This window comes from Shewanella sp. MSW, from assembly GCF_007636515.1.
Taxonomy (GTDB): domain Bacteria; phylum Pseudomonadota; class Gammaproteobacteria; order Enterobacterales; family Shewanellaceae; genus Shewanella; species Shewanella indica.
Map to the genome: position 1 here is coordinate 263,087 of NZ_LVDR01000003.1, position 22,630 is coordinate 285,716.

21 protein-coding genes and 1 tRNA gene are annotated in these 22,630 nt (G+C 51.4%); 10 read left to right on the top strand and 12 right to left on the bottom strand.

Features of this window, described 5'->3' with window-relative positions; translation table 11 throughout:
• Nucleotides 1–456 precede the first annotated feature (456 nt).
• Entirely contained in the window at nt 457–936 is a 480-nt protein-coding gene (gene tsaA, locus AYI96_RS04390; RefSeq protein WP_144361068.1) for a tRNA (N6-threonylcarbamoyladenosine(37)-N6)-methyltransferase TrmO, read from the bottom strand.
• 79 nt (nt 937–1,015) lie between these two features.
• Complete coding sequence (locus AYI96_RS04395) at nt 1,016–1,774, bottom strand: substrate-binding periplasmic protein (RefSeq protein ID WP_144361069.1); 759 nt, start codon at nt 1,772–1,774, stop codon at nt 1,016–1,018.
• A 527-nt stretch (nt 1,775–2,301) separates the two neighbouring features.
• Here AYI96_RS04395 and AYI96_RS04400 point away from each other — a divergent pair.
• The 6 genes from AYI96_RS04400 (at nt 2,302) to AYI96_RS04425 (ending at nt 7,139) form a co-directional block, all read left to right on the top strand.
• Nucleotides 2,302–2,958: a quinolone resistance pentapeptide repeat protein QnrA2 gene (locus AYI96_RS04400; RefSeq protein ID WP_039034975.1), complete on the top strand. Its 657-nt coding sequence runs from the start codon at nt 2,302–2,304 to the stop codon at nt 2,956–2,958.
• 143 nt (nt 2,959–3,101) lie between these two features.
• A complete protein-coding gene (locus tag AYI96_RS04405; RefSeq protein WP_039034974.1) occupies nt 3,102–3,401 on the top strand; it encodes a hypothetical protein in 300 nt (99 codons plus the stop codon).
• A gap of 41 nt (nt 3,402–3,442) precedes the next feature.
• Nucleotides 3,443–3,877: an HNH endonuclease gene (locus AYI96_RS04410; protein WP_144361070.1), complete on the top strand. Its 435-nt coding sequence runs from the start codon at nt 3,443–3,445 to the stop codon at nt 3,875–3,877.
• Nucleotides 3,878–4,107: 230 nt separating this feature from the next.
• A complete protein-coding gene (locus tag AYI96_RS04415) occupies nt 4,108–4,431 on the top strand; it encodes a DUF6694 family lipoprotein (RefSeq protein WP_143078423.1) in 324 nt (107 codons plus the stop codon).
• Between the two features lie 469 nt (nt 4,432–4,900).
• Nucleotides 4,901–6,754, top strand: a complete 1,854-nt coding sequence (locus AYI96_RS04420; protein ID WP_039034992.1) for a peptidase U32 family protein — start codon at nt 4,901–4,903, stop codon at nt 6,752–6,754.
• Nucleotides 6,755–6,764: 10 nt separating this feature from the next.
• On the top strand, nt 6,765–7,139 hold the full coding sequence (locus AYI96_RS04425) for a PH domain-containing protein (protein WP_039034973.1): 375 nt from the start codon (nt 6,765–6,767) through the stop codon (nt 7,137–7,139).
• A gap of 665 nt (nt 7,140–7,804) precedes the next feature.
• Here the strand turns inward: AYI96_RS04425 and AYI96_RS04430 are convergent.
• Together AYI96_RS04430 and AYI96_RS04435 are read right to left on the bottom strand one after the other, a co-directional pair.
• Nucleotides 7,805–7,891: transfer RNA gene (locus tag AYI96_RS04430), tRNA-Leu, on the bottom strand.
• Nucleotides 7,892–8,021: 130 nt separating this feature from the next.
• On the bottom strand, nt 8,022–9,611 hold the full coding sequence (locus AYI96_RS04435; RefSeq protein ID WP_144131957.1) for a bacteriohemerythrin: 1,590 nt from the start codon (nt 9,609–9,611) through the stop codon (nt 8,022–8,024).
• 271 nt (nt 9,612–9,882) lie between these two features.
• On the opposite strand from AYI96_RS04435, the gene AYI96_RS04440 reads away from it, so the two are divergent.
• Nucleotides 9,883–10,011 (top strand): DUF3149 domain-containing protein, encoded by a 129-nt coding sequence (locus tag AYI96_RS04440; RefSeq protein WP_071237139.1) that lies wholly within the window; start codon nt 9,883–9,885, stop codon nt 10,009–10,011.
• Nucleotides 10,012–10,096: 85 nt separating this feature from the next.
• On the opposite strand, the gene AYI96_RS04445 is transcribed toward AYI96_RS04440, so the two are convergent.
• Nucleotides 10,097–10,708 (bottom strand): superinfection exclusion B family protein, encoded by a 612-nt coding sequence (locus AYI96_RS04445; protein WP_039034972.1) that lies wholly within the window; start codon nt 10,706–10,708, stop codon nt 10,097–10,099.
• Between the two features lie 167 nt (nt 10,709–10,875).
• Between AYI96_RS04445 and AYI96_RS04450 the strand changes: the two genes are divergently transcribed.
• Nucleotides 10,876–12,507, top strand: a complete 1,632-nt coding sequence (locus tag AYI96_RS04450; RefSeq protein WP_144361071.1) for an ATP-binding protein — start codon at nt 10,876–10,878, stop codon at nt 12,505–12,507.
• Nucleotide 12,508: 1 nt separating this feature from the next.
• Here the strand turns inward: AYI96_RS04450 and pepT are convergent, their stop codons facing one another.
• Together pepT and tcdA are read right to left on the bottom strand one after the other, a co-directional pair.
• Nucleotides 12,509–13,738, bottom strand: coding sequence for a peptidase T (gene pepT, locus AYI96_RS04455; RefSeq protein WP_039034990.1), 1,230 nt, complete (start codon nt 13,736–13,738; stop codon nt 12,509–12,511).
• A gap of 86 nt (nt 13,739–13,824) precedes the next feature.
• A complete protein-coding gene (tcdA, locus tag AYI96_RS04460) occupies nt 13,825–14,670 on the bottom strand; it encodes a tRNA cyclic N6-threonylcarbamoyladenosine(37) synthase TcdA (protein WP_071476751.1) in 846 nt (281 codons plus the stop codon).
• 568 nt (nt 14,671–15,238) lie between these two features.
• Here tcdA and AYI96_RS04465 point away from each other — a divergent pair.
• Nucleotides 15,239–16,336: a porin gene (locus tag AYI96_RS04465; RefSeq protein WP_071476750.1), complete on the top strand. Its 1,098-nt coding sequence runs from the start codon at nt 15,239–15,241 to the stop codon at nt 16,334–16,336.
• 120 nt (nt 16,337–16,456) lie between these two features.
• On the opposite strand, the gene AYI96_RS04470 is transcribed toward AYI96_RS04465, so the two are convergent.
• Nucleotides 16,457–17,113 (bottom strand): thiopurine S-methyltransferase, encoded by a 657-nt coding sequence (locus AYI96_RS04470; protein ID WP_144361072.1) that lies wholly within the window; start codon nt 17,111–17,113, stop codon nt 16,457–16,459.
• Nucleotides 17,114–17,548: 435 nt separating this feature from the next.
• On the opposite strand from AYI96_RS04470, the gene rarD reads away from it, so the two are divergent.
• Complete coding sequence (gene rarD, locus AYI96_RS04475) at nt 17,549–18,442, top strand: EamA family transporter RarD (RefSeq protein ID WP_039034967.1); 894 nt, start codon at nt 17,549–17,551, stop codon at nt 18,440–18,442.
• Here the strand turns inward: rarD and mnmD are convergent.
• The 4 genes from mnmD to AYI96_RS04495 all read right to left on the bottom strand — a co-directional run bounded on the left by mnmD (nt 18,428) and on the right by AYI96_RS04495 (nt 22,591).
• Entirely contained in the window at nt 18,428–19,138 is a 711-nt protein-coding gene (gene mnmD, locus AYI96_RS04480; protein ID WP_144361073.1) for a tRNA (5-methylaminomethyl-2-thiouridine)(34)-methyltransferase MnmD, read from the bottom strand. The genes rarD and mnmD overlap by 15 nt on opposite strands.
• 92 nt (nt 19,139–19,230) lie before the next feature.
• Nucleotides 19,231–19,968 (bottom strand): DsbA family protein, encoded by a 738-nt coding sequence (locus tag AYI96_RS04485; RefSeq protein ID WP_144361074.1) that lies wholly within the window; start codon nt 19,966–19,968, stop codon nt 19,231–19,233.
• An 11-nt stretch (nt 19,969–19,979) separates the two neighbouring features.
• Entirely contained in the window at nt 19,980–20,507 is a 528-nt protein-coding gene (locus AYI96_RS04490) for a protein disulfide oxidoreductase (RefSeq protein WP_071476747.1), read from the bottom strand.
• A complete protein-coding gene (locus AYI96_RS04495; RefSeq protein WP_144361075.1) occupies nt 20,504–22,591 on the bottom strand; it encodes a protein-disulfide reductase DsbD family protein in 2,088 nt (695 codons plus the stop codon). The genes AYI96_RS04490 and AYI96_RS04495 overlap by 4 nt, the downstream gene beginning before the upstream one ends.
• Between the last annotated feature and the right edge of the window lie 39 nt (nt 22,592–22,630).

Consider the following 22,630-nt stretch of genomic DNA (forward strand, 5'->3'; position numbering starts at 1 on the left):
GGGGGCTTGCCAGGTGCGTATACAGAGCAAATAAAGGGGAAGGAAGCGTTTGGCCTAGATTAACCAGCGGCCTAATGGGAAACTGAACGACAATAGCAGTTTTCAAAACAATCCTTTTCGATGGCCTTAAGGCCTGAGCCCATCCAGGGCTCACTTAAATTCAATTCGACCGCGATGATAAGCACAGTCAATACAGTAGAGGCGGCCGCCAGAGCATCCTTAAGCTCCCTTGGCGGGAGGGTGGATTTTGACGATTCCAGCCATTGGAAACAAGTTAAAACACCAACAAAGTGATATGAATCAATAAGAGGGAAAAAATTTACACCATAGTCAAAACCGACTAAGCGGATAAAAAGCTCAGCTCACAGCGGCGAGAATGTCGGCGTGGCCAGGCGCGAGGAAACCAGAGCAACCAGGATATGCTGCTCCGGTGATAAAAAAGGAACGGTTTCTGTGTCAGGCAAACCTGTCATCAGAGAGGGTTTGCAGTGGATCTTTGCCCTGTTCATACCAACCATCACGGGTATTTTGCACGCAATCAAATGCCTGAATATAAGGTTTGATATCTATGATGGGAGTGCCATTGAGCATATCGATCCCCTTAACATGAATGCGGTTGCCCTCTAAACGAGCAATTTCCAGTATCGACAGGCCTATGGGATTGGGGCGCTTGGGTGAACGGGTCGCAAACACACCGCGCAATTGGTTATCGAGAAAAGGTTTAACCTTGAGTGCTCCCTGCTTACATTGATGCAGATGAAACAGCACATAAACATGGGAAAAACCATCGAGGTCGGCCAACCCTTCGGCGTAGTCGGGATGGATCACCAAGACCCCTTGGTTATCGGCGACCTTGCTGCCCTGGATCGGCATATTGGCCAATTCTGTGTACTGGGTTTCGGCATGGCCTATGGCGGTAAAGCTGACAACTTGCATAACAACTCCGTTGCAAATACAGAGTTGCAGTCTACCTCAAGGCTCAGAGGGGATCCTCAAGACAACTCACATTCCCGCCTCAGGGAACGCTGAGCAAGGTTTCTTCATCAAAGTACTTCTGCCTCAGACGCCGCCCCTCTTCCGAGCTCAAAACACGGTTGAGCACAGCCCGAAAGTCACTCACCAATTGTGCAGGGATACCGGCACTGAATGCAAAACACAAAGGCTTATGACTGACCTCAAGCAAAGGCGCCATCATGTCCGGTTCATAGCCTTGCCGTTTAAGGGTACTCACCAAGGTTAATCGGTTGCTGGACAACAAATTGGCTCGGCCACTACTGAGCACCCTAATCGCCTGCTCCAGGCTGCTGGTACGCACCAACAAGCCGGGATTAAAACCATGACTCAATAGCAACTGCTCACCCACATCATCTCTGACTGCCACCACCACTAGCCGCTTGGCGTCATCCAGGCGGGTTAATCTCGGCGCCATCTGTTTAAATGCATACAGATTTAACTCCAAAGTGCCCAGACTGCAGGCCCATTGAAACAGGGGAACCCTGGCATCTATGCGGGCCGTGGAAAACAACACCACGTTATCGCGGCTTGCCAACAGGTAGTAGCCTCTGGCCCATGGCAATATCTCTATGGGTTGCGGCTCAACCGCCATCTCCCGCCAAACAAGATGCAAAATGTCGGTTGTGAATCCGGAAACCTGACCCTGTCCCAAACTAAAATTGTAGGGAGGGTATTCTTCAGTGAGATACCTGAGCTGGCTCAGATCCGCAGCCGCCAGCACACTGCAACAATAGAGCAATAGCGGAAAAAGTAAGCGCATAACTACCCCCCCCGGACAACTATATCTATAGGAAGGACCTCTGCAGGTCTTCAGTGCTATGCCTTGAGTGCCAATGGTTGTGCACGCCACTCTCGACAGAAAGAAGGTCACGAGGATTTACTCGCGCCCAGCTTAAGTGTTGTCAAAGGTGGTTCAACATACAAACCCGGGTTTCAATGCTTATTAACTCATTGTATTTATATATTTTTTAACAAAACCATTCGAAAGGAAAGTCCTCACATCCAGCAAGCCACGTCAGCAGCTCACCAAAGGCTTGCATTATTTTTCACGACGCCTTGAGCATGGAGCCCACCTAAAGGCTCTCAAAATGTCGATTTACCCCCTTAAAATCGCGTTTTAAGCACTTCTCAAAGTCATGATTTTAAAGGTTTTATTTTTAGTGATATTCCAGAGTGCCGATGTTAGCCTGCAAAGATTGTTGGGAAGGCGCGAACCAACCCCATATTTGCCTGCCTAGGCAGAGTTCGCCGAAAGAGGTAGCGTCCTCCCTGATTAAAGGAAGCCGTATGGATATTATCGATAAAGTTTTTCAACAAGAGGATTTCTCACGCCAGGATTTGAGTGACAGCCGTTTTCGCCGCTGCCGCTTCTATCAGTGTGACTTCAGCCACTGTCAGCTAAGGGATGCCAGTTTCGAGGATTGCAGTTTCATTGAAAGCGGCGCCGTTGAAGGGTGCCACTTCAGCTATGCCGATCTGCGCGATGCCAGTTTCAAGGCTTGCCGTCTGTCTTTGGCTAACTTCAGCGGTGCCAACTGCTTTGGCATAGAGTTCAGGGAATGCGATCTCAAGGGCGCCAACTTTTCCCGGGCCCGCTTTTACAATCAAGTCAGCCATAAAATGTACTTTTGTGCGGCTTATATCTCAGGCTGCAACCTGGCCTATGCCAATTTGAGTGGCCAATGCCTGGAAAAGTGCGAGCTGTTTGAAAATAACTGGAGCAATGCCAATCTCAGCGGTGCTTCCTTGATGGGCTCCGACCTCAGCCGCGGCACCTTCTCCCGCGACTGTTGGCAACAGGTCAATCTGCGGGGCTGTGACCTGACCTTTGCCGATCTGGATGGACTCGATCCCAGGCGGGTCAACCTCGAGGGGGTCAAGATCTGTGCCTGGCAACAGGAGCAACTGTTAGAGCCTCTGGGGATAATAGTGCTTCCGGATTAGCCTGAAGGCAACTTAAGAGGCAAATATCACTTGAGTTCCGCGCTGCAACAGGGCAGATTCTGCTATAGCAGAGCATTACCGCAGGAATGCCGTTTTCTCTGCTGCCGCAGCCGACGTTATACCTTCCCTTCAAAGGAGGCATTATGAAGACTCAACTGCACGCCGAGCTGGCTCAGGTCAAGCGCTCTTTGGCAATCACCCAACTACTGGGAGCACCAGGCATCTTACTCATAGGTTTGGCACTCTATGGCCTGGTTATCGCCGAAGGAGATGCCTTCATCCAGGCGCTCAATAATCCTATCAATTGCTATCTATTAATCGCCATTGGCTCGGCCATCACGCTCTGGGAAGCATTAAAGATTATTAAGCTCTCCAAAAAACAAACTCAGCTTCTCAAACAACTCGATGAATGTAATGAGTTGTCGGAAAAGGAAAACGCTTGATGCTGAAAAACACCTAATGAATTAGACACATAGGAGAAATAATGGAATTAGAGATTCAAGTTACTTTTCGCACAGGAGACAACATAAGAACCCGACGCTACAAGAGTGAACAAGGTGCCTTACGGGGCATTTGGAAATGGCTCAACAAGCATCAGGAGCAGGGAGATATTCAAGCCAGCTTCTTTTCCCCCGAACAGGGCCACCGCATCTTTACACAACCAGAGCAGCTCAGTGAATTTGAGCCCCAAACCATAGATAACTTTTATCAATCCAGGGCTTGGCTAGCGCTCAGATATCAGGTGCTGCAAACTCACGAGCACAGATGTGCAAAGTGTAACCGTACTAAAGCCGAACACAATATAGTGCTGCATGTTGACCATGTACTACCTCGCAGCAAACACAAAGACAAGGCATTAGATATCAATAATCTGCAAATACTCTGTGAAGAGTGCAACCTTGGGAAGTTGGACAGATGATTTATTGTTCAGTAAATCACCCGTCAAAAAAACAACTCATTTACCGCTCAGAAACAAAGCTGCTAACATTCAAAGTTGGGCAAAGCACGTAATTTTATAAAAAATATAAGTCAACAACATAGACAAAAATCAGCTTTCAACCAGGCATTCTCTCAAGCTTAGGTTTTTGAAAGCATACTTTTAAGTACTCAGCAGCAGACACATGAGTAACAACATACGGAAATTTGCATATGAAAAATATAATAATTGCGGTCTTTTTAACCGGACTAGTAGCTTGCAGCTCTACGCCAACAGCCATGGTTTTCGACGGCAGCAGTGCAGAATCCACCCAACGAGGTGTTATTAGTATCATGAGAACATTAAATTCTCATGACAAACAGGAATTCGTGATGGCCTTGATGAAAATCCAACATGCCGAATTCGACAGTCCTCTGGCCGCGATGAAACACTCAGATCAAGCGGGTCAAATTGACTTTGCCCTGGTGGGTAAAAAAATCGATGGACTCACCTTAGAGCAAGTGCTCAAACTTGCACAAAAACCAAGCAACAGGTAAAAACTGCACAACAAAGCCGCTAACACGTTAGATAATAATGGCGCGCATCAGCAGTTATCCCGACACAAAGAGCCATATTTTGGCTCTTTGTTGCAGTTGGAGGCGGGAGTCTACCGGGAGTTCTGATTGAGTAAGCATGTCTATAGCACTCCTTGCCAGGTATGAGTATCTTCTCATGCCACCAAACCAAGCTCAGTTTAGTAAGACATTGAGAGTTAGAGGTTAATTATCCAACAGCAAGTATTGAATACTGTCGGGCGCAGTGTTGCCTCTACTGCTATTATCGGCTGAAACAGCAAAAACAGGGCATAAGTCACAGTTCCCCTATCATGAATGGCAGGCTCTGCTATAATTTGTGCCCGAAATTTCTCAGCCAATTCCAGACGAGCGGTAAGTCATGTCCACTACAGGTGTTGAACTCTTTAATCCCGGCCAACAGACACAAGCCCCTGCTGCGGCCCCCAAGCAAATGGTGCAATTGGCCGATAACAAGTTAGAGCTGATGGCGCCGGCCAAGAATGCCGACTTCGGTATTGAGGCCATTCGCCACGGGGCAGATGCGGTCTATATTGGCGGCCCGGCGTTTGGTGCCCGTCATACCGCCGGTAACAGCATAGAGGACATTACCCGCCTTTGTGAGTTTGCCCATAGATATCACGCTCAGGTATTTGTCACCATCAATACCATATTGCTGGACGATGAACTGGAAGAAGCCAGGCGCCTGATCTGGGCGGTGTACGAGGCAGGTGCCGATGCCATTATTGTGCAGGACCTGGGGCTGCTTGAGCTGGACTTGCCCCCAATTGCACTGCACGCCAGTACTCAGATGGATAATCGGGTTCCGGCCAAAGTCGCCTTTCTCGAGCATGTGGGCTTTTCTCAGGTAGTGTTGGCGCGGGAGCTGAGCCTGAGCCAAATTCGCGCCGTGGCCGCCGAGACCAAGATGCGACTTGAGTTCTTTATCCATGGCGCCCTGTGCGTGGCCTACAGCGGCCAATGCTATATCAGTGAAGCCTACACAGACCGCAGTGCCAACCGCGGCGAATGCTCACAACAATGCCGGATGCCGGGTAATCTCAAGACCCGCCAGGGCGACATTATTGCCAGCAACGACCATATGCTGTCGCTGAAGGACAACAACCAGACAGATAACCTCGAAGCGCTGATCGACGCCGGGATCCGCTCCTTCAAGATAGAGGGCCGACTCAAGGACCTCAGCTACGTCAAGAATGTTACCGCTCACTACCGCCAGCAACTGGATGCTATCATGGCGCGTCGGCCCGAGTTTGAACCCTCGTCCCACGGCCGCTGCAGCTACAGCTTCACCCCGGATCCTGACAAGAGCTTTAACCGCGGCAAGACGGACTACTTTGTCAATGAGCGCAAGGCGGACATCGGCGACTTCCGCACTCCGAAATACTTGGGAATAGAGGTCGGCAAAGTCAGCAAGATAGGCAAAGACTTTATCCAGGTCGACTCGGATACCGAGTTCCACAACGGTGATGGCCTGGGCTTCTTCGCCGCCAATTATCAAAAGGCCAGATTGTCGGATGACAAGCTGACAGGTTTTCGGGTCAACCGCGCCGAGGGCAACACCCTGTATCTAAAAAACATGCCGAAAGATCTCTATGTCGGTGCCACCTTGTATCGCAACAAAGATCAAGCCTTTGAAGCCCTGCTGGCCAAAGAGTCTGCCGAGCGCACCCTGTTGGTGGACTTCAGCCTCAGCAATACCCAGACAGGTCTGGCGCTGACCGCCGCCGACCGTCATGGCCATCAGGCGACAGTGACCGCTGACTTCGAAAAACAGCAAGCCAAGGATATTGGCCGCAACCGTGAATCACTCGGCAAGCATCTCGCCAAGCTGGGCAATACAGATTTTCGCCTCGGACAGGTAGATTTGGGCGATGCCGAAGCCGTTTTTGTACCGGCATCCATCATCAATGGCCTGCGCCGTAATGCCGTTGCCGCCCTGGACGAAGCGCGCATTCAAGGGTATCAAAGACCCACGCCCTGGGTACGGGACGACAGTGCCCGCTTCCCGCAGCGCAGCCTGACCTATCTTGGCAATGTGGCCAACCAAAAAGCCAAGGACTTCTATACCCGTCACGGGGTGGTATCCATCCGTGATGCCTATGAAGTACGGCCGGTGAAAGGCGATGCACCTTTGATGATCACCAAGCACTGCATACGTTACAGCTACAACATGTGCCCCAAAGAAGTGCCGGGGATCAAGGCCGAGCCGCTGGAGATGGAGCTGGGTGGCAAGCAGTTCAAGCTGGTGTTCGACTGCCATAAGTGTGAAATGCTGTTGGTAGGTTAAGGAGAAAAATATGGGATTTTTAAATGCCTTGATGGGCAATGCCAGTGAAGTGGATCTGGATAAACTCAACGAAGAACTGGCGCCTATTATGGCCGACAGCGAACAGTTGCAACTGGCCTATAAACTGGTACGCGACATCTTTGTCTTCACCAACAAGCGCCTGATCTTAATAGATAAACAAGGCATGACCGGCAAGAAAGTGAGTTATCACTCCATCCCCTACAAGGCGATAGTACACTTTGAAGTGGAAACCGCCGGGCGCTTCGATATGGATGCCGAACTCAGGCTGTGGATCTCAGGCCAGACAGAGCCCCTGGTCAAAGAGCTAAAACGCGGCACTGATGTGGTGGGTATTCAAAAGACCATAGCCAAATTCACGCTCTGAGGTTAAAAAGGGAAGGATTCCCCCTCACCTATTAGCTCGAAATGGACGTATTTACTGTGACTGTTTCGCTGGAGCGCCCTGCAAAGAATGTTAAATTTGGAGGGATTAGGGGTAGGCAAGACGGGTGTTTGCACCGAACACCAACCAAGGCAAAAGTGTGTAACGCCTTATTTTAGCCACAAAAAAAACCGACTCAAGGTCGGTTTCTGCTCTCTCTAAGAGAGATGGTACCAGAGGTCGGAGCGACGGGGCTGGTCTTCCAGCCGACACGCGCGTGGCGCAATAACCTGCCCAAACCTGCCCAAACCTGACTCGGAGCTAAAAACGAAAAAACCGACTCAAGGTCGGTTTCGGCTCTCTCTAAGAGAGAGATGGTACCAGAGGTCGGAGCGACGGGGCTGGCCTTCCAGCCGACACGCGCGTGGCGCAATAACCTGCCCAGACCTACCCAGACCTGACTCGGAGCTAAAAACGAAAAAACCGACTCAAGGTCGGTTTCGGCTCTCTCTAAGAGAGAAATGGTACCAGAGGTCAGAGCGACGGGGCTGGCCTTCCAGCCGATGCGCGCGTGGCGCAATGACCGACTCAGACCTGACTCGGGGCTGAATCTGACCTGAAAACAAAAAAACCGACTCAGGGTCGGTTTCTGTTATCTCTCAGGGAGATGGTACCAGAGGTCGGACTCGAACCGACACGCTTTTAAGGGCGGGGGATTTTGAATCCCCTGTGTCTACCAATTTCACCACTCTGGCACATATAGATTGTTTCGCGATGAAGTCTCATCGGCGAGTGAACGGCATTATACCTGTGCTCACTTCAATGGCAAGCGCTTTACGAGCCTGTTTGCCAAAATCCTGATCGGTTGGACAAAATTCAGTCTGACTACTGGGCTCCGCGGGCAATTAGGAAGCTTGTGTACTCCTTGTCACTGCCCTGAATATGGTTGATAAGCCAGGATTTGAGGAAGGTCATCAATTCATCGGCAACATCTTCACCACTGGCCACTCGTTTCTGGAAATCCAGTACCTTAGCCACTAATTGCTGGTGCTTAAGCTTGTGCTGCTCGGTCTGCGGATAACCGAAACGGGCAAACAACTCCTCTTCATAGGCGAAATGATTGGCGGTGTAATCCACCAGGCCCTGTACTATGCGTTTAATCGCTTCCAGGCCATAAGCTTCTTCCAAGGTGCGGTGCAGTTCATTGATCAGGGATACCAGACGTTGGTGCTGACGATTGATCTCTTCCATGCCGAGATCCAACTGCGGCCCCCACTCAACAAAGCGATGGCGTTTCTCCAACTGTTCCATCGCCCGTTTGTCGACATGGAAGCGCCCAAGCAGGGAACTGATCTCCTGCGACATATTGAATACCTTCAGGCTGGAGAGGTTGGTACTGTGGGTCTCTTTGGCATTCTCCACCGCCACTTGTGCCATTGATGAGATATTGCTGCTGATCTCTTCGGCAACTGCCTGTTGTTGTTCCGAAGCTGCCGCTATTTGATGCGACATATCTGTAATGCTTTCAATCTGAGCCACAATTTGCCCCAATGCTTGCTGCGCCTGGTGAGCCATAGCATGGGTGGCACTGGCCTGCTCGACACTGGTGGTCATCACTTTCACGCCTTCATCGGCGCCCTGTTGCAATTGCAATATCTGTTGTTGGATCTCAACTGTAGCCGCAGACGTCCGCTGTGCCAGGCTACGGACTTCATCGGCAACCACAGCAAAACCTCGGCCATGCTCGCCGGCGCGGGCACTCTCGATAGCGGCGTTGAGCGCCAGCAGATTGGTTTGCTCTGCCACTTGGGAAATGGTGTCTATGATGGTACTTATGTTGTTGCTGTCTTCCGCCAGGCGGGCAATCACTTGCTGAGTTTGCCCAACCTGAGCCGACATATCATCTATCTGCCGCACCACCTGCCTGACAGTTTGGTCGCCACTGCGGGCCGCCTGCCTGGCTTCTTCTGCGGCATTGGCGGCACTGGCAGCATTACGGCTGACTTCCTGCACAGTAGAAACCATCTGGGTCATGGCGGTCGCTGCCAATTCCGCTTGTTTTTCCTGCTCCTCCACTCCGATATGGGCGGCATCGCTGATGGACTTGATATCCATGGCCACACTCTTCATCGCATCTGCGGTATTGACCAAAGACAGAATGGTGCGGCCAACGTCCTCTCCCATACGGTTGATACCGTGGACCACAGAATGGAACATGCCGGCATCCTGTTCCGACAACTGATAGCTGAGATCGCCTTCTCCCAGATGACGGGCGGCGTTTTCCAGGCGCTTGAGATTGGACAGTTGTCTGGCACCGAGCCAAGCCAGCACTATCAAGGCGGCCAATAGAGAAGCAAAGGCGAGATAACTGGCGCCATGTAACAGGCTCCACAGGGGGTAAAGCAACAAGAACAACAGCGGATAAAACTGCCACTGGTTTAATATCAGTTTTAAAAGACCTCGGGATGTTTGCATCGCACGCTCCTTGCCAATGAACAATCGCAGGCCAAGCCACCCTACTCCTTTAGTGTAGTAATTAGTATTAGCCTTTGATCCTATTCCCTTTAGGGAACACTTACGTTGCTCCTTAGCCGGCTAATTTAAGCAAAACATGATAAAGCTCATGTTTTAACAAGCTGATTTACCCGATTAACAACTCTGACAACATTTGTTGATCGAGATCAGCTCCGGCCGAAGCAAATTTGGTTAGTTTAGCTTTGACTTTACAAGAAAGAGGACTTCAGTGATGGCATTCTGGTTAGATCTAATGTTCGGAAACCCCATAGGTTTACTGTCGATGATAGTTATCTTCAGTACTATCGGGATCATCTCCTACATTATGTGGATGTTTATTGTAAAGTCAGCAAAGCCTTAGCTTTGACTTCCATGTTCTTTTAAATGCAATGACATTTTTGAGTATTGCTTGGGCAGCCCTGTGGCTGCCCTCTTTTTTATTGCGATTAAGCCGCGTGTTTCCGCACTTGGGCAATAGCATTGATAAATTGCGGTCTTGCCTTGATAAGATATTGCAACTCTTCCTGACTCGGTTCTCCCGGAGGAAGACGCAACACTCTTCGATTTAAATGCTTACGGGCTGCCATCGCTATCTTGTACTCGGCGGTGGGGCCTTGAATAGCGTAATGGCGTTCATTTCCCAGGCTCTCGAGTATATGCGCCTTGAGCAGCGCCTGTACGGGAGCCTCATTTTGCGGCAGGGTCAAAACACTGGCTCCCTGCAAAAAGAACTCTCGTAACAAGGCCCGCTCGGCCGGATCCAACAACTTCACCTTAGCTTCAATCATTTCGTTGATTCGGCGCTCACTTAAACGGCTTATCGCTTCATCCAACAAAAAGTTGACAGCCAGAGCGCCGATATAGGCCAAAGCCAGTAGCAATGTCAGGCCAATATAGTGGGCATTGGTATCTACCCAGGATTCCAAATGCAACAGAGCCAGCAAGGACTTTGGCATAAACAGCAGCAATGTGGTTATCAGCAGCACCCACAGCGTCAGTTGCAATGCAGCGGCCTTGAATTTGCCCTCTTTCAATACCTCAAATTTCAGTCTCTTCATGGCTCTATCCAGCGTCAGAAAATTGTCCCAACCTCTAATCAAGCAAAACCAATGCCAAATTCATTCAAAGCACCTCGGCTTAATATAACGACAAAAAAACCGCGAAAGTCAGATGCGAAGCTATGCTTAAAGCTATCCACAGTAAGCACTTAAGATAGTTGATATTAATGCCAGGTTTTATACAGCAGCTCATCAGTAGTCCCATCGGCCGCAGGCTGACTCTGGCTATTATCCTGTTCAGCTCTCTGATCACTCTGGTAACCACAGGTTTGCAGTTGGTTTCCGATTACAAGGGGGACATTGGTCGAATCAACGATGAGTTTGCCAATATTGAAAGGGCTAACCTGGATGTGTTGGCAGCAAGTATCTGGGTAATAGATGAGAAACTTATCAATACTCAACTCAACGGTCTCAACCAACTGCCGGATACCAGCTATGTCGTCATAAAAGATGACAGCGGCAAAGAATGGACCGCCGGCGAATCCCGAGACAGAGGTGTAATAGAGAAGCGTTTTCCTTTGGTGCACAAGACCAGCAGCCAGAATTACAATGTCGGCGAGCTGAGGGTGCAGGCCGACCTCTCCAAAATCTACGACAGATTGGTGAATAAAGCCTTACTGATACTAGTGACCAATGGTATCAAGACCTTTCTGGTGGCTGGCTTCATTCTCTATCTGGTTTGGGCCAGCATTACCCGGCATCTGTTGCAACTGAGTGAGTACTGCTCACAGCTCGATTTAGAGCAAGATTATCAACCACTGCAGTTTAAGCGCCGGGACAAACAGGATGAATTTACCCAGGTTGCCCTGGCTATCAATTTGATGCAGCAACAGCTGCGCGCCTCCTTCACACAGTTGAACCGCTCCCGCTACGAACTGCAAGAAGCCCTGAGCGACAGGGAAAGACTGCTGGAACTGGAACGCAGCTATAAAGATGAGCTGGCAAGGCAGGTCAAAGAACAGACCAAAGAACTTGAACAGTCGTTGTTGGTGTTGGAACGGGCTCAACAGGTGATGGTCGAACAGCAGAAAATGGCCGCACTCGGCGGTCTGGTATCCGGCATCGCCCATGAGATAAACACCCCGATAGGTATCTGCCTCACCGCTGCCAGTAGTCAGCTGCAGCATATCAATGAATTGGTTGAGCTATTACAAAACGATAGCGCTACGCTGGAAGAGCTCAATGCCATTCTCAACGAGTATCAACAAAGCTGTGAACTGATCATCAGTAATATTACCCGCGCCAGTAACCTAATCCAGAAGTTCAAGACAATTGCTGCCGAGCAAGGCAATGACGTGCACGAACAGATGCCGCTACCCCAGGTATTGCAGGAATTTGCCGATGCTGTAGCGCTATCTTTCAAGCAACTAAAGGTTAATGTAGAGATTCAGGTCGAGGCCGAACTTTGGCTTACCAGTAGCCACAGCCTGCTGAAGCAGATAGTGACCAACATACTTTCCAACGCCTATGCTCACGCATTTGAGGGTAATTCCGACCATAAGATCCGCATCAGCGCACAACCACAGGGTCAAGAACTACAGCTGGATATCGAAGACAATGGCAAGGGAATCGCCCCCGAGATTGCCGGCCAGATCTTTGAGCCCTTCTTTACCACCAGTAGACGAACCGGCGCCACCGGGCTTGGATTGGCAGCGGCCTTCAATGCCGCCACACTGCTGAAGGGCAATATCACCCTTGTCAATAACTCCAGTCTCGGCGGCGCTCACTTTAGGGTTCGTTTCCCGGCTGTGATAGAGTTCCACCCCGTCGATGATGACAGGGTGGAACTCTTTATTTAGGTTACTCGGCGTATCTCTGGGTCGTTAACCTGGCGATATTGATGATCACCTCTACCGCCTTTTCCATTGACTCAAGGCAAACATACTCATGTTTGCCATGAAAGTTGTGGCCGCCGGCAAAAAGATTGGGACAAGGCAGTCCCTTCCAGGACAATTGCGCGCCGTCAGTGCCGCCGCGGATAGGTTTGATATCCGGTGTGATGTTTGCCATCTCCATCGCCTGACAGGCAATATCTGTCACATGAGGCACAGGCAAGATGCAGTCCTTCATATTGTAATAGCTGTCGCTGATACAGATCTCCAGACTACCGGCCTGCAGCTCAGCATTGCATTTAGCCACAGATTCTTGCAGCCAGGTTTTACGTTGCTCAAACTGAGCGCGGTCAAAGTCCCTTATCAGGTATACCAAGCTGGCTTCTTCTGTTTGGCCTTCCATGGATAACAGGTGGAAAAAGCCCTGATAACCTTGGCTGGTCTCTGGCGCATCATTGAGTGGCATTCTGGCATGGAACCTGGCAGCCATGGTCAAGGCATTGACCATCACCCCATAGGCACTGCCGGGATGGCAATTATTGCCCCTGGCGGTTATCACCGCAGTGGCGGCATTGAAGTTTTCATATTGAAGTTCGCCAACTGCGCCACCATCGACGGTATAGGCCCAATCTGCGCCGAAACGCTCGAGCTCCAAACCATCAGTACCTCGGCCTATCTCCTCATCGGGTGTAAAACAGAGATTGATCTCACCATGGGGGATTTCAGGGTGCTGCAATAGATAGTGTAGTGCCGTGACAATTTCGGCGATACCTGCCTTGTCGTCAGCCCCCAATAGCGTAGTACCATCGGCAGTGATCAGTGTTTTATTGAGATAGTTCAGCAACGAAGGAAACTGCTCAGGACTAAGCTCTTCCCCCTGCTCCAGTTCAATAACTTGTCCTTGATAGTCAGCTATCACCCGAGGTTTGACCCCGGCACCGGAGTAATCCGCCGCCGTATCCATATGAGCCAGAAAGCCAATTGCCGGTACCTTGGCAGTATTCGCCGGTAACTTGGCATAAAGGCAGCATGATTCACTGAGAAAGACATCATCAAATCCCAACTCGAGCAGTTCTTGTTGCAACTGTTTGGCGAAGGCCACCTGGCCTTGAGAACTGGGAACAGACTGGGAACTCGGATCAGCTTGTGTATCCTGTTTGACATACCGCAGGAAACGATTGAGCAGCGCTTGTCGCATAAGCTTAATATCTGTAGCGAAAAAGTGTCTGGATTCTAACAACCCAGACACTTGCCACATTAGACTCAGATCATGTTTTGTGCTGTTTATTCAGCCTTGGTATTGCCGCCGGGAGTATTGGCTTCTTGCGCCAAGCGCGCCAAAACCCGGCTTGCTGCCACAAAGCCAAAGCTGCCGGTCACCATGGTCACGGCACCAAACCCTGAGGAGCAATCCATTCTCATGCTACCTTGGGCACCAGCCTTGGTGGAACAAACACTACCATCGGTCTGAGGATACTTGAGGTGTTCACTGGAAAACACGGCATCAACGGCAAAACGCCGTTGTGGATTCTTGCTAAAACCATACTCTTTACGCAGCAAGTTGCGTACCTTGGCCAGCAATGGATCCTGAAAGGTTTTGGCCAGATCCGTTTGTTGGATCTGGGTTGGATCTGTCTGACCACCGGCACCGCCGATAGTCACCAACTTAATCTTATTCCGCTTGCACCAAGCGATTAAAGCCGCCTTGGGCTTTACCGCATCTATGCAGTCCACCACAAAATCTATGCCCTTGTCCTGTGCCAGATACTGGCTCAGATTGTCTACCGCAATAAAATCTTCTATTTCATCCACCCGGCACAATGGATTAATCGCCTTAATCCGCTGCGCCATTACGGCGACCTTGGACTCGCCTATAGTGTCTGCCAGAGCATGGATCTGACGGTTGGTATTGGTGACACACACATCGTCGAGATCCATCAGGCTGATATGCCCTATTCCACTACGTGCCAAAGCTTCGGCGACCCAAGTGCCGACGCCACCTATACCTATTACCATCACATGAGCCTTGGAAAAGGCCGCCAGTGCAGCAACACCATATAAACGAGCAATGCCACCGAAACGCTGTTGGTAGGCTTCGGACTCCAACAGCTCTGAGTCTATATCTTGCATAACTTGGTTCCCAATTGTCTTCGGCGGCATTTTAGCCGAATACCCAAGTATCCCCAAGCCAAGGGGGTAACAGAATCAAAGTCTCTCTGTCATAAAGCGTATTTAACCGGCGCTTGCAGAGACCAGCGTCGACTTGCCAGGGACTGGCTTGGCGGTTTAAATGAGAACCAGAGCACATAAATGTCATTTTTGTGCTGAAAAATTTCACTTTTATTAAAACTTCATCTATCACTAATTTACATTTTGTTTTATTAAAAATAACCAACAGATACAGTCCTTCATACTGCAAAATTATCTTTTTATAGCGAAAAGATCATTGTGTTGATTTTGTGAACAATGGCTATTGATTGGTTTTTGAACCAAATGGACATTTTTGTCACAGATTGATGCTTTTCCTGACGAAACGGGGCAAAAAGTTTGATCTGGGCCACAATCTTGAAGAAACAAAACTGTAAGAATCAGCGCAGCTTTGTGACGGACAGGATGTCCGCTGCAAATCCAGGAACACTCGTTTGTTAAATAACCATAAATACATGGATTAGAACTCAGGTTCTAGGGAGCACAACACATGAAGAAGACCCTTATCTCTGCGTCAGTAGCAACAGTTCTGGCCGCAGCCTCTTTCGGTGCGCTGGCTGATGGCCCAACTCTGTATGGCCGTTTGGATCTGGCTATCACCAACTCTGACACAGGCGCCACTCTGCAAAAAGGTACTAACGGCGTAAAAGCTGGTGAAAGCGGTACCTACATTGAGAACAACTTCTCAAACCTGGGCGTAAAAGGTTCCGAGAAGATTGCTGATGGTGTAGACATCATCTATCAGATGGAGTTCCAAGTAGAGAATACTTCTGGCTCAAGTAGTGAAGAAGATGGCGATGTTTTCAAAGCCCGTAACACTTACCTGGGTGCCAAGACCAATTTCGGTACAGTACTGGTCGGTCGTAACGACACAGTATTCAAGCAAGCTGAAGGCGGCGTTGACGCATTCGGTAACACCAACGCGGATATCGACCGTTTGGTTGGTGGCCAGGTTCGTAGTGGTGACGGTGTTTGGTACTACTCTCCAAAGATCGCTGACCTGATCACTCTGAACGCCACTTACCTGATGGATGACAACTACGCGACTTACGACGCGAACGGTAAAGAAATCGACAAAGACAGCATGTATGCTCTGAGTGCCACCCTCGGTGACAAGAAGCTGAAGGCTCAGAACTACTATGCAGCCATCGCCTACAACAAGGCTATCGGTGGTATCGACGCTTACCGCGCCGTAGGTCAAGTTAAGCTGGGCGACTTCAAAATCGGTGGTCTGTTCCAGAACTCCGAAAGCATTGCTGACGGTGCTGACGACGACAACACTTACTTCGTCAACGTAGTTTACAACCTGAACGGTGTAAACCTGAAGCTGCAATACGGCTATGACGAAGCTGGTTTCGGTAATTACTTCAAGAATGTTCCAGTTGACAACATCAATACTGTCAACAAAATCAAGAATGACGTTGAAGTTACCAACATCACTGTTGGTGCCGACTACCGCGTAGCCAAGTCAACTCTGGTATATGGTCACTATGCTCACTATGAAGGTGAGTTCAAAGACTCTAGCGGTGCTAAGTTTGACCTGGAAGACGACAACGTATTCACCGTGGGTGTACGTTACGACTTCTAATCTCTGTTGAGATAGTTGTTGAACTAAAGGCGACCTCAGGGTCGCCTTTTTGTTTATCGAGCTTATAACCAAGCGCCAAGCGCTGTTCACGCCTTCAACGCTTATCTTCGCCAGAAAAACTTATTTACGTTTCAAAAGATAAGCACTCTCGTTGAGCCACGGCACCTCTTTGGCAATGAATCTTGGGTTATCGGCCAACACATCGGCTTGCTCCAGCAGAGTGACCTCAAACCACTGGCTCATATGCTCCCTTATCCACTCCCGGGTCACACTGAATGGCGGCCCCTTGAGCATATCCTGAGGGTATTCCAGAGTGATCAACAGGCCACAACAACCACTCGGCAACAAGGCAGCCAGCTTGGCGGCATATTGCAAACGCATCTCCTCAGGCCAGGCGATTAACGCTGCCCTATCGTAGAAGGCACCTACCGACGCCAATTGCTGAGCCTGCAATGCAAAGAGATCTCCCTGCAGCAAAGTCATCTGCTCACTGGAGAACGCCTGCAGTTCGCCAAAGGCTTTCTGTTGATACGCAAGGCGATTCTCTTCAAAGAACTGCCTTACCGCCAACTCACTCAGTTCACAGCCGAGCAGATCATGGCCCTTCTCGGCCAAATAACACATGTCCAAAGACTTGCCACAAAGTGGAACAAAAACCTGCTCATTGCCCCTAAGCGCGAGTGTGGACCAGTACTTTACCAAGAAGGGGTTAATATCCTGCTGGTGAAAACCTATCTGCTGTTTGTGCCAGCGTTCATGCCAGAATCCGGGTTCCATCTATCCATCCTGTTCATCAGAAAATCTTGATACTCTAGCGACTCGAGTAACAGATGCAAAGTCCAACAGGTGTAAAATAATAGTCTCAGATAAAAGAATAGCCTCACAGTTTCAGACTGAAAGACGCACCAATACTCAGCTTGAGTGAATTGATGAGGAGCAGAGTTGGCTACCCACTTCCCCCGACTCACTCTGTCTGTTCGCCATCAAGAACGCCGCCCTTTCCCCAAATGACCAAGATCATTTTGAAAGCTCTGGGGCCAATCAAAAAAGGCGCAAATAGAATTTAAAAGCCCAAGAATGAATTCTCTCGCAGCGGGCTGGGTTTAAAGAATGAAAAGATTTTTTAAACAGTGAGTTAATTCACTTCCCTTTTATAAAGGCCATGCCAGAATAGCCGCCATATCCGAGTATTGTGTTGTTTCGGTGACAATCATGTCCAGCTCTCTCAAGGGAAACGCTCTGGCGGCCTTCTCTTTCGTACTTTGGGGAATATTACCCCTCTACTATCAATTGCTGCCGGATGCGGCCATCTTTGAGTTGCTGGCCTTCAGGGTCATCTGGTCTGTGCCCTTTATGCTGCTGGTCTTTGTCCTGCTCAGACGACCATTACCAGCCTTTGGCGCGCTGTGGCGCGATAAACGCTCATTGCTGCTGTGCTTTGCCGCCGGGCTTATTATGTGTATCTCCTGGGTCAGCTTCACCTGGGCCCTGACCCATGGTCAGGTACTGGCGGCCAGCCTGGGATTCTTTATCAACCCTCTGTTTGCCATCGCTCTGGGGGTGCTGTTCCTCGGCGACAAGCTGAGCAAGGCGCAACTGGCCGCGGTGGTGCTGGCGATTGCCGGTATAGGCTGGCAGGTATATCAATACGGCAGCCTGCCCTGGTTGTCTCTGGTGATGGGCAGCTTTTTTGCCCTCTACGGGCTGCTGAAAAAGTTTATCCGCTTTGACTCCTTCACCTCGGTTACCCTGGAAGCACTGCTGCTGACTCCTTTTGCTTTGGGCTACCTCTGTTATCTGCTGGCCACAGAGCAAAGCGCCGCACTGGCTGGCGGCAGCGAAGGCATTATGCTCTATATCGGTTCGGCGCCCGTGACGCTGGCGCCGCTGATCCTATTCAGCCTGGCGCTGAGATACACGAGTCTGTCCATGGTGGGTTTGCTGCAATACATTGAGCCCAGCCTGCAATTTTTGCTGGCGGTGGTTATCTTTGGAGAGGTGTTTGACGAGGTGAAACTGGTGAGTTTCTCCCTCATCTGGGCCGGACTGCTGCTGTGCTCGCTGGAGGCCTTGCCCGGCCTGCGTCGCAGCTTAAAGCGGGTCTAACTTCCAGGCGCGGGTCATCTCGCGCTTGCCCAGGGCTCCCGGGTAAGCTTTTACCTGAAAACCGGCGGCCTTGAGATCTCGCTTGAACTGGCCATTGGCGCAGTAAGACACCAATAAGCCGCCCTGCTCCAGCAACCCATAACACTTTTTGAAGTTATCCAGCGCCCACACATCCGGCTGCTTGCTGGGGGCGAAGGCATCGTAATACACCAAGTTGAAGGGTTCGCCCTGCCATTCGAGCTGCTCAAGCTTGCCCTTGACCTTACGCAGCACAAAACCCGGCATGACTTCCACATCCTGATCCCAGGGGGCGGCGTGCAAGGCATCGAACAGCGGCGCATACCAGCCGGGCAGCATGCCCTTGTAGTTCAGCCCCTCAATCAGATCGGCGGACAAGGGATAAGGCTCTATGGTGACATAACGCACCGGCAGCGGCGCCAAGCCACTGTGCTGACGCGCCTTTGTCAGCTCCAGCACCTTACCCAGGGTCATGAGGGCATTGAGCCCGGTGCCAAAGCCCACTTCCAGAATCGCCAGATGGTCAAAGTCCTGCAACACCTGCTCGAGCCCGGCGTGGATAAACACATAACGGGATTCGGCCAACGCCCCCTTGTGGGAGTGGTAGGTCTCATTGAGCTCGGCATTAAATAGAGTATGTGACCCGTCTTCGGTCAGCTGCAGGCTTACGTGTTTCATCTCGACTCTTAATCATCTGTGCGGGGAAAGCCGGGGCGCTCGCCCCGGCGACGGCCAATTATCCCAGAAAGGCGATAACTGCCGCAAGCCAATTACCCTTGGCGCTCCAGCACCTGCTGTACCACGGCCTTGAGGGTGGCATAGTCGATATAGCCGGGGATCACTTCATCACCTATGAGCAGTGTCGGCGTACCGCCAAAGCCCAGTTCAGAGAAGACTCTCACATTGGTATGCATCAACTCGTCGGCGCGGCCGCTGGGCTTGAGGTATTGTTCAGTGCCCGTGGCCTTGGCGACCTGCTGCAGTGAATTCTCTGTGTGCATACCATTTTTGGCCATCAAGAGTTCATGTACCCGGGGGAAATCCTTGCGATCCTGCTGCCAGACTTCGAGGGCAAAGCCGCCGGAGGAAAGCTCAGTGCCCTGGGCCTTTATCTGCCTCAATGGCACAAACACATTGACCACCTGCAAGTTTGGAAACTCCTTTAAAAGCTTGGCAAATTCCAGTTCCATCCGCTTACAGTAGGGGCAGTTATAGTCGGTAAACACCACCAGCTGTAACTCGGGCTTACTGCTGCCCATAGTCGGCATCTGCGGATTATTGAACAGCCAGTCCTTGTGCTTGGCCAGCGCTTGCTGCTGCAACTGCCGCTGCTCCACATAAGACTCTATGCTGCCGAGCACGCCGGGAATGATCTCCGGATGCTTGAGCAAAATGCTGCGGATCTGCCCCAATTGCTGTTCCTCTTGTTGGCTCAGCTGCTGCTCTGCCGCCTGTAAACTGCCGCTGGCCGCCAGCAGCCAGGCACTCAATACTATCCAATACTTCATCTTGTTATTCCTCAAATTAAATTCATTTTTGTCAGCCAGAGTCGCAGCCAGATCCCCGGCCAACTTGTGACTCCTGTGGTGCTGCTGCGGATTTCGCCCTGATAGATAAACAAAAGCGTCGGTGTCGCCGACACTCCAAGGGAGCGCGCCAAGGCGCCGCTGGGATCATTGACTACCTCAAAGCCGTAGCCCTTGTTTTGCAGGTACTGCTTGACCTGGGTGTTATTGCCCGATTGCAGCGCCACAGTCACCACCTGCTCGCGGTCACTGAAACCATCGACAGTGCCGGACACCAAGGGGCAGACGCCACACCAACTGGCCCAGTAGTACAAAATAACCGGGCGCTCCATACTCATGGCGGCGATATCCAGTTGGCTGCCGGCCAGGCTCTGAACCGTTTGCAGTGGCAAGGTTTCCGGCATCTCGCGGCTGCGAAAAGCATCGAGGGCAACACTCACCACCAGAATGAATAGCCCATAGCCAAGCAGGGTCTTGAGCCATTGAAGCCCCTTGTGGGCCGGTTTATTTTTCTGGGTCATTGTCTGCTCTCCGCTTCGGCCAAGGCCGCCAATACCCCATCGCTACTGAGAATTACCGGTAATGGATTACCGGCGGGGGTTCCCGGGCCATAGACCTGATTGAAAGGCACCCCAAAGCGGCCATTGGCCTTGAGGTAGGCGGTAATTTCCTCGCTGGGTTTGGTCCAGTCACCACGCATCAGCAGCACTCTGTCATCGCCAAGGGCATCATAGACAGGGTTTTGCAGCAGCACTCCCACCTTGTTGGCCTGACAGGTAATGCACCAGTCGGCCGTGACATCGACAAACACTGTCTTGCCCTCATTGACCGCCTGTTTAAGCTGCACCAAATTCAGCGGTTGCCAATGGTGATCCGAAGGCAAAGGGCTGACCCAGGCATCCCGTGTCAGATAACCTACCCCGAGCGCCAGGCTGGCAAACAGAAAACTGCCGCCAATGGCATACACCATTACCTGAGTGCCGTAACGCTTGCCCAGCAGTCCCAGTGTCAGCAGCAACATCAAGGCGCCCAGCCCCAAGATGACCGCAACGGAGAAGAAGCTTTGCAGCAGACTCAGTAGCCAGAGACAGGTTGCCAGCATCATCAGCGCGAACACAGGCTTGACCCAGTTCATCCAGCGCCCGGGCTTGGGTAAACGCTGCGCCAACGCCGGCCACAACGCCAGCATCAACCAGGGCAAGGCCATTCCCAGCCCCATGGCGCTGAAGAGGGCAAACAGCATGGGGTAGTCGGCGCCGAGAGCGAAAGCCACCGCAGTACCGAGAAACGGCGCGGTACATGGCGTAGCCAGCAGTGTAGCCAGCATCCCCTGCAACAAGTGGCCGAGGCGCGAATCATCACCGGCACCGGCCAGGCGGGTTTGCCACTTGGAAGGCAGGTTGATTTCAAACACCCCCAGCAGATTGAGGCCGAAGCCCCAGGTCAGCAGCACCATAAAGCCGATAAACCAGGGCTGCTGGAACTGTATCCCCCAGCCCAGCGACTGACCGGACAACTTCAGCAAGCTAAGACCGGCGGCAATCAACCAGAAGGACAGCAAAATACCCAGTGCCGAAGCCATAAAATGGCCGCGAACCTGACTGCGACTGCCCTGGCTGCTCATCATGACCCCGTGCACCTTCATGCCCAGCACAGGCAATACGCAAGGCATGATGTTGAGAATAAGGCCGCCAGCCAGCGCCATCAGAAACAGGCTCCACAGCGGCAGGCTCGGCTGCGGCTTGGCAACATGCCCTGTGGCGATGGCGCCGCTCAGTTCGGCCGAAAGGTGTGTGTCGGCCAGGTGAATCAGCAGCGGCTTGCCCTCCAGCTCCGGCGTTCCCAGCCAATGTTTGACCCCGAAAGTGGCGGTCAGCCGTTTGCCATCTGTCTGGATCTGCGGCCGGGAGAAGATCAGCTCACTGACTGTCTCATCCTCGCCGAACAGAAACAGATCTGCCTGCTGCCAGGGGCTAGCAGCCTCTATGGCCAGTTGCAGCAACTGCTGTTTTTCATCCCAGACAATCGACTGCAATACCGCGCCGCCATTGCCCTGTGGCACCCTGGCCATCGCCTCGCCCCACTGGTGCAAAAAGCCATCATCGGCCTTAAGCCCGGCGGCCTTACCACTCAGCTCCACAGGGTAATCGGTCAACACACAGACATTGGTGCAGGAAGACAGGGTCAGGGTGCCCTTGAGCCGAAACGGCTGCCCGGGATCCTTGAGGCGAATAGTCAGTGGAAACAGGGTATCGCCCTTGTAACCCAGAGTTTCTATGCCCTGCAACACATAGCGCTGCGGCAAGGGCCAGTGCCAGTCGACCGTGGCAATATTCTCCGAGGCGGACCAGTCCAGAGTCGGCGGGATCCCGCCTTCCCCCGGCGCGCGCCAGTAGGTTTTCCAGTCGCCGCTCAGGGCCACATCCAGCAAGGCGTTGAGCTCACCGACTTGGCCGGCATCAACATCGGCCAGTGTCAGTTGCACCTTAACCGGAGGATGATCCGGGTGCTTGAGCCAGCCACTGCTCAGCGGCTCTGCCAATGCAACTTGGCTGAGCAGCATCAGACATACCGCGAAGGCATGCCATATTCTTTTTAAATACATGAAATTAGCTCCAAAACAAAACATCAGAACCCGGTGTTA